Here is a 14254-nt window from a genome sequence, read left to right as displayed (position 1 = left end):
GTGAGCCTCGGGCGCTGGCTGGATCGCTGATCGCGGTTGAGCCGGAATCGGAACCGGGGCCGGCGGGGACGGCTCAGCCCTTTTCCGCGCCCTCGTTGGCGCCGCGGATGAAGTAGCGCTGGAAGATCACGAAGATGATCGCGACCGGAATCGTGGCGAGCACCGCGGCGCCCAGTTTGAGCGGATACCGGGTGCCCATGCCGAGAGACCCGGTGACCAGGTCGGCGAGCCCGCGCGGCAGGGTGAACAGATCCGGGCTCTGCACCGCCACCAGGGTGTGCGGAAACTCGTTCCAGGTGCCCTGGAAGGAGATGATGGTCAGCGTGATCAGAGCCGGGCGCGCCATGGGCAGCACGACCGACCAGAAGATGCGGAACACCCCGGCGCCGTCGATGCGCGCGGCTTCCTCCACGCTGACCGGGATGGACTCGAAGAACTGCTTCATGATGAAGACGCCCGTCGCGTCCACGAGCACCGGCAGGATCAGCGCGGTGTAGCTGTCGTACAGCCCGAACTGGTTGAGCACGAGGAACTTGGGGATGAAGAGCACCACCCCCGGCACGGCCATCACCGCGATGACGGCCGAAAACAGCGCGCGCCGCCCGCGGAAGCGGAGCCGGGCGAGCGCGTAGCCCGCCAGCGAGTCCAGGAAGACCCTGCCGACGGTGACGATGACCGTCACCAGCAGCGAGTTGCCGAGCCAGAGCGGCATGTCGGTGCCGAGGAACACCCGCTCGTAGCCGCCGAACGAGATCGGGTCGGGCAGCGGAGAGAGCGGGTTGGCCGTCGCGTCGGGCTCGGTCTTGAGGGAGTTCGCGATCTGGATGACAAACGGGTACAGGAAGAGCAGCGAGAAGAACACCAGGACGGCGTAGCCGGCGAAGGTGGAGGTCAGGGACCTGCCGCCCGGCGTCGAGCCTCGCGACCCGGCACCCGGCGCCGGTCCCCGCGGCAGGGAGGCAGGAGAGGCCGCGTTCGGATCCGTGGGCCTCGCCATCATGACCTCCTCGTCCACGCCGGGCGACGGAGGCGGGGCCGGTCGGCGCGCCCGTGCATCACCCGGCGCTGGACCAGCGCCAGTATCACGATGATCAGGAAGAGCACGAACGAGATCGCCGTGCCGGTGCCGTACTCGAAGTCGCGGAAGGCGGTCTGGTAGGACAGGTAGGCCGGGGTCAGCGTGGTCTTCGCCGGGTTGCCCTGGCTCATCACGTAGACCTGGTCGAAGACCTGCCAGGTGGCGATCAGGCCGAGTGTCAACACCAGGAAGAGCGTCGGCCTGAGCACCGGCAGCGTCACGTGCCGCAGGCGCTGCCACCGGCCGGCCCCGTCGATCATGCTCGCCTCCTCCAGCGCCACCGGGATGTCCTGCAGCGCGGCGAGGAACATCAGCATGAACGTGCCGGAGGTGGTCCATATGACGAGCATGATGATCGTGGCCATCGCCACGCTGGGACCGGACAGCCATTCCCACCAGGACAGTCCGAACGGGCCACCGCCGGTCAGCGCGGCGGGGGGCGCCTCCGGGTCGACCAGGCCGATGCGGCCGAGCAGCAGGTGCAGCACGCCCCGGGGATCGGCGAACCACTGCGGACCGTCGACGCCGAGCAGCGCGAGCAGGTGGTTGGCCGCGCCGGAGTTGGCGAAGATGAACAGGAAGACCACGCTCATCGCCACCGAACTGGTGACCGAGGGGAAGAAGAACGCGGTGCGGAAGAAGGTCCTGCCCCTGAGCCGCGTGCCGTTGACGATCAGGGCGAGGCCGAGCGCCAGCACGGTCTGCACCGGAACGACGATCACCACGTAGTAGAAGTTGTTGCGGATGCTGGTCATGAAGTCCTGGCGGGCCAGGTTGTCCTCGGTGAACAGCCGGGTGTAGTTGCGGAGCCCGACGTAGGGCACTCCGGCGAGGAAAGGGCTGCCCTGCCCGTTCCAGTCGGTGAGGCTGACCCACAGCGCCATCAGGATCGGCACCAGCAGGAACAGGCCGAGAATCGTCACGACCGGCGCCACGAAGAGCCATCCCGCGACGGCCTCCCTGGTGGCGGCGGTGGGACGGAACCGGCGGCGGACCGCCCGGGTCGTCGTGTCGGGCACGCCGGCCTCCCTCCGTTCTCGCGGGCGGTCCCCGCTTCGCGGGGGAGCCGGCGCCGTCCTTCCGTCCCGGGTCAGTCGTCGAGCGCGTCCTGGGTGTTCTTCTGCAGGCGCTTCAGGATCGTCTCGGGCGCCGCCCGGGCGAGCTGCTGGAGGCCGGCGTCGAAGTCGGCGAGTACGCTCTCCATCTTCGGGGCGTTGACCGGTCCGCGGGCGTATTCCGCGCCGTTCACGAACGACGTGTCCCGAGGAAACTCCCTGGTGAAGGCGTCCTTCGCCGACCGCCGGGAGGGCATGGCGCCGAACGCGCGGGCGAAGGCCAGCTGCTGGTCCACCGTGGTCATCGCCTCGACGAAGCTGATCGCCGCCTTCTTGTACGGGCTCTTGGCGGCGATGCCCCAGCAGTTGGTGAAGGCGAGGGTGCCCTTGCCCTTCGGACCGGCGGGCAGCTCGTGAACCGAGTATTCAACGGTGGGGAAGTCGGCCCTCAGCGCGCCCTCGATCCAGTTGCCCTCGATGGTCATCGCGGCCTCGCCCTTGCCGAACGCCTCGCCGCTCCATCCCGCGTCGAGATTCTGGGGGAACCGGGCGAGATCGTTCCTGAGCAGCGTCTGGACGTAGCGCAGGGCCCTGATGTTCTCCGGGCTGTCGGCGACGGCCCGCCTGCCGTCGGGGCTGATGATCCAGCCGCCGGCCTGCACCATGAAGGCGCCGATCCGCTCGTGGGTGTCGCCGATCACCAGCGGGACGATCCCCCCGGCCTTGATCCTCTCGCTTACCGAGGTGAGCTGCTCCCACGTGGTGGGCACGTCGGCGCCGGACAGCCCGGCCCTCTTCCACAGATCGTCGTTGACGATCAGCGCCAGGGTGGAGAAGTCCTTCGGCGCGCAGTAGAACCTGCCGTCGTGGGTGAAGGCGGTGCGCAGGTTCGCGTAGAAGTCCGCCGGATCGGAGATCCTGTCCCCGTACGGTTCCAGCGCGCCCACGCTCGCGTAGTCGGCGAAGCGGGAGGCGTCGACGTAGAACACGTCGGGCGGGCTGTCGCCGGCGAAGGCCTGGCCAAGCTGCTGGGCGATCGCCTGCGCGGGTGTGACCTCCGCGGTGTTCCCGGAGGAGGAGGCCCAGGCGTCCGCGGCCCGGCGCACCGCGGTGGTCTCGGCGTCGCCGGAGGAGCCGATGAGAATCCGCAGCGCGGCGGGCCCGCTGCTCTGCCGGACCTGCCGCCCGTCGCCAAAGCCGCCGCAGGCCGCCGAGGAGAGAACCATGCCGCAGACGGCCAGGCGGAGAGCCGCGTTACGGAGATTGCCGCATCTCATCGGAACTCCCTTGATCCTCTCCGGTGGGTCACGCCGACCGGCGCACGACCAGCGACGGCTGGAGAAGCACCTGCGCCGGCGGCCCTCCCGGGGCCGTCGGGGCCATCGTCGACCCCGGCGATCGCGAGGTTTCCGTGCCCACCGGCGTCGCGACGGGTCCGTGTGCCCCGAGGCCCGCCCCGCTGCGTGCCTCATCGAACGCTCCGCCGTTCGCCTCGCCGATCACCCCGGCACCGTCGAGGGCGCGCGCGAGCAGCGCGACGCAGCAGGCCGCGGCCTCGGCCAGCGGCTGGCTGAGGCTGGTGAGCCCCATCGCCCTGGCCGCGGACGTGTCATCGAAGCCGATCACCGCGATCGGCATGCCGGCCCCGCCGTTCGCACGCCCTCCGGCGCCGGGGGAGCGAGCGGCGTGCAACGCGCCCAGCGCGAGCGAGTCGCTCACGCAGAGCAGCGCGGTCGCCGGGCGGTCGGCGTCGAGCAGGTCGCGTGCCAGGGCCTCGCCGGCGGCCACGCCGCCATCCGACGCACGGTCCAGGCCGGCCGGATCCACACCCGCCGCGGCGAGTGTCCGCGCCCAGCCGGCCCGGCGGTCGTCTCCGACACCCGAGCCGGGGGGCCAGCCGATGAAGCCGATGCGCCGATGGCCCGCGTCGAGGAGGTGGCGGGTGGCCGCGGCGGTTCCCGCGGCTCCGTCCACGTCGACCCACGGGTGGCTCGGGCCCTCCGGCATGCCCCATGGGCGCCCGAAGGTGACGAAAGGCAGCCGCCGTCCGGCCAGCCACGAGGTGCGCACGTCGCCGTGGTGGGTGTCGGTGAGCACAAAGGCGTCCGGTTCGTACGCCGCGAGCAGGTCGTCGATGGTGGCGATCTCGGACTGATCGTCGTCGGCGGTGTAGAGCAGCACGCGGTAGCCGGCCTCGGCGGCCGACTCGGTGAGCCCGTGCAGGAAACGGTCGTAGACTGTTCCGTCGATGTCATCCCTGGTCGGCTCGATGCGCGTGGCGATCAGCCGCGATCTTCCGGTGCGCATCTGCCGGGCGGCCTGGCTGGCACGGTAGCCGAGTGTTTCAACCGCCTCCAGCACCCGGCGCCGGGTATCCTCGCGGACCAGCCCGGGTGTGTTGAGCACGTTCGACACCGTCTGACGGGACACCTTGGCGTGCCGCGCGACGTCGGTGATCGTCACTTTCTGAGCCATCCGCACCTTTCCAGTCCAAAATTTGAACGTTCAAAGCCCGATAAGGCATAATTGGATCGTTCAAGTAAAATAAGCGCTTCGCAATGTGTACCTCCGGCGCCCATCTGTCAAGATTGCGTCGGCCCGAGTTGACCCTGGGAGGGCCGCCCGTGCTCGTCGAAGCCATATCCGAACCCGGAGGCGCGGTCGCCACCGAGGTGATCGATCCCCGAACGACATACCGTCTGCAGCCGTTGCTGCATGACCTCGTCAGCACCGTTCTGGCCCCCACGACCGCACTGGGCGGCCCCGACGGGCAGATCCGCCCCGCCGGTGTCCAAGGTCTCTTCCACGCGGACTCAAGAGCATTATCGCAGGTCAAGCTGGAAGTCGACGGACGTGAGCCCGAGGCCGTCGGGTATGCCCCCGACGGGCCCGGCGGCGCCCGGTTCGTCTCGCTGCTGCGATGGCTGGGTGATCGCCGCCCCGACCCCACGCTCCGGATCGACCGGATCCGCCGGGTCACCCCGGGCGGCATGAGCGAGCAGGTCGAGATCGCCTCCACCGCCTCGACGGCCGTGCACGCCACCGTCACCCTCGAACTGAGTTGCGATTTCGCCCCCATCGAAGTGGTGAAGTCCGGTGGCGACACGGTCCCCGCACCGGCCGAGAACACCGGGCCCGGCGAGCTGTCCTGGGAGTCGGACCGCATCAGGGTCACCGTGACCGGCGAGGACTGCAAGGCCGAGCCGGGAGATACGGCGCGGCTGCGATGGCAGGTCACGCTGCCTCCGGGCGGGCGGATCGTGCTGCGCTGGAACGCCGTGATCGACGACCCGGAAGCCGTCGTGGTCGCCCCCGCCCATGCCGTCGAGTGGAGCCGCCCCCGGGTCGTCTCCGCCGATCACCGCCTGACCCGCCTGCTGGAGCAGTCGCTCGACGATCTGCGCTCCCTGCGGCTCGCCGAGGCGAGCGCCCCCGGCGACACCTTCCTCGGCGCGGGCGTGCCCTGGTACCTGACCCTCTTCGGACGCGACAGCATCTGGGCCGCCCGCATGCTCCTGCCCCTCGGCACCGAGCTGGCCGCGAGCACCCTGCGGGTTCTCGCGCGCCGCCAGGGCACCCGGGTCGACCGTGAGTCGGGCGAAGCCCCCGGCAAGATCATGCACGAGCTGCGGCGGCACGAGTTCGCCCTGGAGGGCCACGACCTGCGCCTGCCGGCCGCCTACTACGGCACCATCGACGCCACCCCGCTGTGGATCAGCCTGCTCCACGACGCGTGGCGCTGGGGCCTGCCCGAGGAGGAGGTGGCGGCGCTGCTGCCGAACCTCGAGGCCGCCCTGGGCTGGCTCGGCGAGCACTTCGACTCCGGCAGCGGCTTCGTCGAATACATGGACACCAGCGCCCACGGGCTGGCCAACCAGGGGTGGAAGGACTCCGGAGACGCCGTACGGTTCCGCGACGGGCACCAGGCCGAGCCCCCGATCGCCCTGGTCGAGGTGCAGGGTTACGCCTACCAGGCGGCCCGGGACGGGGCCGCGCTGCTGGAGGCGTTCGGGCGCCCCGGCGCGGCGCGCTGGCGTGACCACGCCGACACCCTGGCCGAGCGGTTCCGCGCCCATTTCTGGGTGGACGGCCCGCAGGGGAGGTTCCCGGCGCTGGCCCTCGACCGGGACAAACGCCCCGTGGACGCGCTGACCAGCAACATCGGTCACCTGCTGGGCACCGGCCTGCTCTCGGACGAGGAGTCGGCCGTGGTCGCCGCGCTGCTGGCCTCGCCCGCGATGGCCGACGGCTTCGGGCTGCGCACGATGTCGTCGCAGGAGGGCGGGTTCAGCCCGCTGTCCTACCACTGCGGCTCCATCTGGGCGCACGACACGGCGATCGTGATCGCGGGCCTGGCGCGCGCCGGGTTCGGCGCGCAGGCGGGAGCGCTCGCCGAGGGACTGCTCGCGGCAGGGGAGTCGTTCGACTACCGGCTGCCGGAGCTGTTCGCCGGCGACGCCAGGGGAGCGGTCGGCCGGCCCGTGCCGTACCCGGCCGCCTGCCGTCCGCAGGCGTGGTCCGCCGCCGCCGCGGTCGCGATCGTGCACGCCGCCGTGGGTCTCCACCCCGATGTGCCCGCCGGCCGCGTGCTGCTGCGGCCCCTGGCCGGGACGCCGCTCGGCGAGGTGTCCGTGCGGGGACTGCGGGTGGCGGGGGAAGAGGTCGACATCGAGGTCGACCGGGACGGCACGGTCAGCGTGACCGGTCTCTCGGCCGGGATCTCCATCGAGATCGTGGGAAACGGCTGATCGCCGGGCGGGCGCCGGATCCGGCGCCCGCCTGGCGATCGTGAACGCTGACTCCCGCCTGGCGATCGTGAGCACCGGTCGTCAGAACATCGTGGGCGCTGATCCGTCGGAACGGGGCGATTTTTCCGGATGGTACGTTGCGTCCGAGGGTTGAAATGGGCTTTACCGGACAAGATGTGCACCGTACCGGGCCTGCCAGGACGACGCACCAGGAGATTTCATGGGCTCAAGCGAACCGTTGACCGGCCTCGCCTCCGAGGTTCCCCGGCCTCGCGTACTGGATGTCAGGTGGATCCACGGATCGGAGTCGGCGAAGCACAACACCGATCCCGACATCCAGGTGCACGCCTACGACGAGCGCACGTTCATCCTGCGGCAGAACATGGCGGTCAACTATGAGGCGCCGTTCATCTTCCTGCTGCTCGGCGACGCCCGGGCCGTGCTCATCGACACCGGCGCCACCGCCTCCGCCGAGTTCTTCCCCCTGCGCCGGGTCGTCGACGAACTGATCGAACGCCGGCTCGGCGAACACCCCCGGGACGGCTACGAACTGCTCGTCCTCCACACGCATGCCCACGGCGACCACGTCGCGGGCGACGCCCAGTTCGCCGACCGCCCCGGCACCGTCGTCGTGGACGCGGAGCGGAGCGTCGCCTGGGAGTATTTCGGGTTCGGCGACGACCTCGACCAGGTGGCCCGTGTCGATCTCGGCGGCCGGGTGCTGGAGTGCCTGGCCACCCCGGGACACCATGAGACGGCCGTCACGTTCTACGATTCGCACACCGGGTTCCTGCTCACCGGCGACACGGTCTGTCGCGGCCGGCTGTACGTCCAGGACTGGCCCGCCTTCGGCCGCACCATCGACCGCCTGATCGAGTTCGCCGATGCCCGGCCGGTCACCCACGTCCTCGGCTGCCATATCGAGATGACCGGCCGGCCGGGCGTGGACTACCCCATCTTCACCACCTACCAGCCGGACGAGCCGCCGCTGCAGATGACCGTGGATCAGCTGCGGGACGTACGCAGGGCGATCGACGAGGTCGGTGACCGGCCAGGCCGGCACGTCTTCGCCGACTTCGTCATCTGCCGCAGGGACGGCTGAGCGGAACGCCCCTGGGCCCGTATCGGCTCGATCCAGGCGGAAAAGCCGGTGAGAAAAAGGCGGTGGCCGCCGGTCCGAAGACCGGCGGCCGCCTGTTTGACTCCGATGCGGACTACCGCACCTTGCGAACCTCTACCTTTTCCTGCTCGTAGTTGTTTTTCTTGCCGGCCGGCTTGTAGCCGTTCTCCACGTTGCTGGCGATGTCGACCGAGAACCAGCGCACCTGGGTGCTCTTGTTGACCGTGATCTGCTGCGATCCCTCACGCATCCCCGAGGAGACGAGCTTGGGGGAGCTCAGCGTCGGCCGGCTGCCGTCCAGCGTGTAGAAGACGTTCGCCGGCTCGTTGATCGAGAAGGTGAACGTGGTCGAGGTGTCGGTCCGGCCGGTCACCTCCAGCTTCGACTTGGGAGCCTTGTCGTCGCCGGAGAAGGCCAGGGCGGTCTCGAGAATGCCGATCTGGCCGGAGGCGAACTCCATGGCCTCCTCGTGACCCTCGGAGAACTCCGGCTGGAAGCCGACGGCCTGGAACTGCTTGGTCGTCGGGTTGTAGAGGTCGGCGCCGACCTCGAAGTCCCAGCCCATGATGCCGCGGTTGAACCAGTGCTCGTCGGCGCTGTTACCGGCGGCCGAGTACAGGACATCCGGAACCGGACCGGTGCGCCCGGGCCAGATCGCCGTACCGCGGTAGGACTGCACCGCGGAGAGGATGTGACCGGAGGCGTCCCAGAAGAAGTTCTCCGTACCGAAGTCGACCCGCGGCAGCAGCTCGCGCCCGGCCGACTTGTACGCACCCGGAGGCCACATGAAGTAGCCGCCGTAGGAGTGCGTGTTCATCGCGAACTTGATGTTCGGGTACTTCTCGGTGAGCCAGACCTCGTTCTTCGCCTCCGGCTCGGACAGCTCGGCCGGGCCGGCGAACGTGCCGCTGGTGCAGCTCGTCGTCGAGGCGCCGTCGTAACCGTCGAAGGCGGAGCCGACGGTGAAGTTACGGTTCAGGTCCACGCCCCAGGAGTTGCGCGATCCCGGGTCCCCGGAGGTGGCGGCGCAGTGGTTGGTCATGTTCTTGCGCTGCATGTTGTAGTCGTAGAAGCTGTAGTGCGCGCCGTCGGGGTTGACCACCGGCATGATGAAGATGTCGAGGTTGTCGACCAGCTTGCGGGTCTGCGCGTCACGGGAGTAGTTGCGCAGGAGCCGCTCGGCGGTCTCCGCGCAGACCAGCGAGGTGACCCACTCGCGGGCGTGCTCCTGGCAGTAGAGGAACACCCCGACCTTCGAACCGTCGCGCTTCTTGCCGATGCGCAGCACCTTCTGCTGGAACGGCGCGCGCGAGATGGTCGCCGGTGCCTTCAGGTTGTCGCTCAGCTTCGTCGCCGTCGCCGCGGCGACCAGGCCCGCACCGGCGTTGCCGCGGTAGGTGGAGGCGGTCAGCAGCGCGGAGGCCGAGGCGTCCGCGCCGAGCGCGTCCACCACCTGACGGGAGGTGCTGCTGATCGCGGCGGACTCGTTCGTGGCCAGGTTGACCACGACGTCCTTGCCGGTGACCTTCACGGAGAGCGGGCTGGAGGCGACGTCCGGCTTCACCAGCGCCACGCTGAGGTCGTTGCCGCCCTCGGAGCCGAACGCCTTGGAGCTCACGTAGAGCGTGCTCGCCGCTGCGGTGCCGAACTGCGCCTGAGCCGCCCGGCGGTAGCCGTTCGTCTTGTTGGGCAGGTCGACGATCTCCGAGATCTGCGGGAACTGCCTGGCGAGGGAGGTGATCCGGCCGGTGAGTTCGGTCGGGTCCATGTAGTGGTCGACGAAGTCCGAGACGTAGTGCTTGTTCGGGGCCTTGCGCTTGTCACCCAGCCACTTGGTCACCGGAACCGTGATCGAGGTGCCGTGGTTGCTCGTGATCGTGACCGTGGTGGGGGTCTCGGCAACGGTCAGCGGCGAGTTGAACCGGTGGTACATGTACTGGCCCGCGTCGGTGAACCGCGACATCGTCGCGGTGCCACCGGAGTCCGGGGCGGTCTTGCGTCCGCTGTCCCAGCTGGCGGTGAGCACGGTCTCCGCGTCGGTCGCGCTCGACTTGACCTCCACCGACAGGAAGCGCTGGTTGTCGGTGCTGTCGAACCACTCGGCGCGCAGCGGGGTCAGCTTGTCGGGCTCGCCCGCCACCGCGGCGGCCAGTGACTGCGCGGCCTGTCGCTCGGCCTTGTTCTCGGCGAGATCGGTCTGGTCGGAGATGGCGCCGCGCACGTCGAATCCCAGGTTGCGCAGATCCTGCGCCTCCTGGGGGCTGAGTACGGCGTGCACCTCGATGCCGCCGTCGACGTCCTTCTTGTACTCCGCCAGGTCGACGCCCATGGAGTTGAGAACATCCAGGCGGGTCTGGTCGGGAACGACGATGCGCAGCAGGGCGACACCGTTCTGGGTGGTGCTGGACTGTCGGTCGGGCACGACCTCGCTGGACGAGGGAGAGGGTTCAGCGAGAACCGGTAGTACGTTGAACGTGAGGACAATGGGTAGAACGAGTGCGGCCGCGACACGGCCGACCCTCCTGCCACTGTGAGAACTCCTCAAAAGATTCCTCCAGTTGGCGTGCTTGGGCCGGGGCGGGGGCATTCCGGCATGAAACACGCAGACGGTGCAGTCTTGATCAGAAAGTGAATATTCGTCAAGACCTAATTCACATATGTAGATGTCTCAATTGAATGGTCACCCTTGGTGAACGGCTGGCGACCGCTAACGTGCGGGGGCAGTGAGCCTTACGAGGGTGAGATCTCGGGGGCGAAGGCGCCGATGCCCGGACGGTCACTCACAGGCGAGCCCTTCGGCACGTACGGTGACATGCCGACCCTCTCTCACTCGGAGCGGTGGCTCTCATCCGGCGTCTCGGGGGCGATGAGCTCGACCTCGAACCCGTCGGCGTCCTCCAGATAGGCGGCGTAGTGGTGCTCGCCGCCGGCGTGGGGGTGACGCTCGGGAAACAGCAGGGTCCAGCCGTGTCGCGGCGCCCGCTCGGCCAGGGTGTCGACCATGGCCCGGTTTTCGACATGGAAGGCGAGATGGTTCAGCCCGGGACGGCACCGGTCGTGCTTGTCGGCGCTGAGGGCGGGCGACTGCTCGAAGACCAGGTAGGTGGAGCCCAGCCGCCAGCTACGCCCGTCGCTCCAGTCCTGGAAGGGGACGTAGCCGAGCTCGCCCAGCAGCCAGCTCCAACCGGCGACGGCTCGGGGAAGGTCGGGCACCCAGAGTTCGACGTGGTGCAGCATTCCTGTGGTCGCCTTGCTCATGCCGCGATCCCCTCCATGCTTGACCAGGGTGCCGCGTCCGAACCGCGCTCCGGACCGGTCCGGCTCGGTGTCTGTGGCCTGCTTCGGGCGGGCGGCGAGAACCACCCGGACCGCGACACTCGAACACCGGTTCACATATGGAAGTGCAAGATTAGCAGCCGGCGGAGCCGGTCCGGCCCCCTGTGCCCTCCCCTGCGGGACGGCGGTGTGGCGGGGCGGTGTGGCGGGCCCGGGAACGTCGGCGACCGGCGATGACACGGTCTCCGATGCCGGGAAGAAGACGGTTCTTCATGCCTTCACGGATCGCACCTTTCCCGGGCCCATGCCAGGTAGGCGGATGTCTCGTTGGTGATGACGCGATCCACCCCGTAACCCGCCAGGCGTTCCCACGCGCTCCTGTCGTTGGGGGTCCAGGCGTAGACGGCCACGTCGTCGTCGAGGTATTCACGGGTCAGCGCCTCGGTCAGCCTGTCGTACCTGACCACGACGAAGTCGAACTTCCCGGCGAGCGCGAGCGGCGGCGCGGTTGTGGCCAGCAGACCTTTACGGGCGGGGATGGAGGCGACGGCTTCCAGCGCCGGCCGGGAGAACGACATCAGGCTCGCCCACGTGTAGGCGTCGAACCGTCGATAGTCTCGTTTCAGGGAGCGCAGGTCCTGAGCATCCGGGACCTCCTTGAGCTCGACCAGCACTTCCTCGGCTCGGCCCCGGGCGAGTTCGAGGGCCGCCGACAGGGTCGGCGGACGTTGGGCGTCCGTGGTACGGAGCTCGCGAAACCGTGCCAGCGTCATGTCGGAGACTCGGCCCGTGCCCGTGGTGGTCCTGTCGACCAGCGCGTCGTGCATCAGCACCGGGTGGTGGTCCTTGGTGAAATGTACGTCGAACTCGATCTGCTCGGAGCCGGCGTCGAGCGCCCGATCGAACGCCTTGATGGTGTTCTCCACCCCTCCGGCTCGATAACCCCGATGAGACACGACGCCGGGCGTCGAACAGGTGGACGGGGCCGGCAGGGCGAGGCCGTGTGCCTCTCCCACCCCGCCCAGTGTCAGGGCCGACAGCAGTGAGATCTTCGCTGCCTCTCGCGCCCACCGGACCAGGGGCCGTACGGACCTGGCCTTTCCGGGCCGGCGCATCGGAGCCCGACCACGACGGCCGGCGTCCGGCCTCCGCGTACCGCTTGCCTGAGATTTCCCGCCCCCGGCCGAGGGAACTGGCCGAGGGCCGGGAGCGGGCCACCCCACGCCTACTTCCCGGCTATCTTCCGCAGGTATTTGGCGGAGGCCCAGCCGGGTTTGCCTTGGGAGGAGTTGACCGCCACCCAGCCCTTGGTGGGCTGGCACGCTCCGGCGAATCGCCCATCGGCGACCTTGAGCTTGCCGACGCGGTGCGAGTGTGGTGTGGCGGCCGAGCGGACGTTGAGGAAGCCGTTCGCGTGCACGCGCGAGACCCGGTAGGTGCACGCGAGGGCGGGGCGGATCCCCGTGCTGGAGGATTGGGCGGTCTTCGTCTTCCGCAGGTATTTGGCGGAGGCCCAGCCGGGTTTGCCTCGGGAGGAGTTGACCGCCACCCAGCCCTTGGTGGGCTGGCACGCTCCGGCGAATCGCCCATCGGCGACCTTGAGCTTGCCGACGCGGTGCGCGCGTAGTTTGGCGGCCGAGCGGACGTTGAGGAAGCTGATCGACCGCACGTGCGAGACCCGGTAGGAACATGCGAGGGCAGGGCGGCTCTCCGTTCCGGAGGGCTGGGGGAGGGGGGCGGCTTTGGCCGGCGGGGTGAAGGCTACAAACCAGGCCGTAAGGACAAATAGGGTCAATGTGGTTGGGATTTGTTTTTCGAGCACAATGTCTCCTTTCGGTCCGCATCGCATTCAGGGGATAAAGCCCCTGAACGGTCAAGCCCCGGTGCCTGACCTGTGATGCTTACGCAAAGTAGATCTCCGATTACTTGTCGCATAAACACCTGAACACCCGCTCAAGTATCTTTTACCAATGGAAGGTTTGAGTGCCCAGTCATAGGCGGCCGAATGGAGACGAGGAAAGATTGCATTTGATGCCGACTTGCCCTTGAATCGCGATCGCAAGTTTGGCTGATTATAAATCATATGATCTTATATTTCGCACAATGCGAAGCTTGTCGAGCTTTTATCGCGATATATTAGCTTTGTGGTTCAGTGGCAACGCTATTCGGATTTCAGATATATCTCCCGAAAAGGATGGATACGAAGAACGTTCGCACCGCACCGTGAGGGCGGAGTTCGAGGGTCGGACGTCAAGTGTCACGTAAATCCCCGCCGGACTACCGCTGCCGCCGGGCGGACGGGACCGGCGCGTCGAGTATGCCGCGCGGGATCACTCGCGTGGAAACTCATGGAAAATGCCGTAATCCATGCTTTATGGATTGACCGAATGCGCGTCGGCGAGGAATTTACCCGTGGCGAGATCTGGCAATAAGTAAATGCTTTATCTACGCTCCGTCATATGAGTGACCATGACGGGCATGGACACGGGCCCGTCGCACCCCTGGAAACGCGGCACCACCAGTCCGCGTCACATCACGGACACGCGCACGGGCATGGACATGGGCACGGCGTCTCGGCCGACGCGGATCGCCGTTACCTGAGTGCCGCCCTGGCCCTGCTGATCGTTTTCATGGCGGGTGAGGTCGTCGTCGGCCTCGCCGCGCAATCCCTGGCGCTGATCTCCGACGCCGGGCACATGCTCACCGACTCGGCCTCCATCGGGTTCGCCCTGATGGCGATGCGCCTGGCCACCCGCCCGCCACACGGCGGCTTCACCTACGGCCTCAAACGCGCCGAGATCCTCTCGGCCCAGCTCAACGGCGCCACCCTGCTGCTACTGGCCGGATTCTTCCTCTACGAGGCGATCCGACGCCTCCTCAACCCCCCCGAGGTCCAGGGCGACCTGGTCCTGATCACCGCACTGATCGGCATCGCCGTCAACCTCGCGGCGACCTGGCTCCTCAGCAGAGCCGACCG

At 68.4% G+C, this 14254-nt stretch carries 11 protein-coding genes; 3 read left to right on the top strand and 8 right to left on the bottom strand.

Annotation, left to right across the window (positions count from 1 at the left end; translation table 11 throughout):
* Positions 1 to 73 precede the first annotated feature (73 nt).
* From CHC08_RS25945 to CHC08_RS25930, 4 genes are all read right to left on the bottom strand, one after another.
* Positions 74 to 997, bottom strand: a complete 924-nt coding sequence (locus CHC08_RS25945) for a carbohydrate ABC transporter permease (protein ID WP_089209983.1) — start codon at positions 995 to 997, stop codon at positions 74 to 76.
* Entirely contained in the window at positions 997 to 2097 is a 1101-nt protein-coding gene (locus CHC08_RS25940; protein ID WP_089209982.1) for a carbohydrate ABC transporter permease, read from the bottom strand. Before CHC08_RS25940 ends, CHC08_RS25945 begins: the two co-directional genes overlap by 1 nt.
* Positions 2098 to 2168: 71 nt before the next feature.
* Positions 2169 to 3410: a sugar ABC transporter substrate-binding protein gene (locus CHC08_RS25935; RefSeq protein ID WP_089209981.1), complete on the bottom strand. Its 1242-nt coding sequence runs from the start codon at positions 3408 to 3410 to the stop codon at positions 2169 to 2171.
* A gap of 28 nt (positions 3411 to 3438) precedes the next feature.
* Positions 3439 to 4608: a LacI family DNA-binding transcriptional regulator gene (locus CHC08_RS25930; RefSeq protein WP_089209980.1), complete on the bottom strand. Its 1170-nt coding sequence runs from the start codon at positions 4606 to 4608 to the stop codon at positions 3439 to 3441.
* Positions 4609 to 4757: 149 nt separating this feature from the next.
* Between CHC08_RS25930 and CHC08_RS25925 the strand changes: the two genes are divergently transcribed.
* Both CHC08_RS25925 and CHC08_RS25920 read left to right on the top strand, forming a co-directional pair.
* Entirely contained in the window at positions 4758 to 6881 is a 2124-nt protein-coding gene (locus CHC08_RS25925; RefSeq protein ID WP_245878572.1) for an amylo-alpha-1,6-glucosidase, read from the top strand.
* A 220-nt stretch (positions 6882 to 7101) separates the two neighbouring features.
* Entirely contained in the window at positions 7102 to 7983 is an 882-nt protein-coding gene (locus tag CHC08_RS25920; protein ID WP_089209978.1) for an MBL fold metallo-hydrolase, read from the top strand.
* Positions 7984 to 8095: 112 nt separating this feature from the next.
* On the opposite strand, the gene CHC08_RS25915 is transcribed toward CHC08_RS25920, so the two are convergent.
* From CHC08_RS25915 to CHC08_RS49735, 4 genes are all read right to left on the bottom strand, one after another.
* On the bottom strand, positions 8096 to 10423 hold the full coding sequence (locus CHC08_RS25915; RefSeq protein WP_143653351.1) for a M14 family zinc carboxypeptidase: 2328 nt from the start codon (positions 10421 to 10423) through the stop codon (positions 8096 to 8098).
* A 404-nt stretch (positions 10424 to 10827) separates the two neighbouring features.
* Complete coding sequence (locus CHC08_RS25910; protein ID WP_089210054.1) at positions 10828 to 11259, bottom strand: VOC family protein; 432 nt, start codon at positions 11257 to 11259, stop codon at positions 10828 to 10830.
* A gap of 296 nt (positions 11260 to 11555) precedes the next feature.
* The gene (locus tag CHC08_RS49740; protein WP_179282212.1) at positions 11556 to 12392 is read right to left on the bottom strand and encodes a glycerophosphodiester phosphodiesterase; all 837 of its coding nucleotides are present in this window, start codon (positions 12390 to 12392) and stop codon (positions 11556 to 11558) included.
* 110 nt (positions 12393 to 12502) lie between these two features.
* Positions 12503 to 12946 carry an SH3 domain-containing protein gene (locus CHC08_RS49735; protein ID WP_179282211.1) on the bottom strand — a complete coding sequence of 148 codons (444 nt, stop codon included), beginning with the start codon at positions 12944 to 12946 and terminating at the stop codon, positions 12503 to 12505.
* Positions 12947 to 13736: 790 nt separating this feature from the next.
* On the opposite strand from CHC08_RS49735, the gene CHC08_RS25900 reads away from it, so the two are divergent.
* On the top strand, positions 13737 to 14254 hold a 518-nt coding region (locus CHC08_RS25900), incomplete at its 3' end, for a cation diffusion facilitator family transporter (protein ID WP_143653349.1).

It is taken from the genome of Streptosporangium subroseum (genome assembly GCF_900188345.1).
GTDB lineage: Bacteria > Actinomycetota > Actinomycetes > Streptosporangiales > Streptosporangiaceae > Streptosporangium > Streptosporangium subroseum.
This window is presented reverse-complemented; position numbering and strand designations above follow the sequence as displayed.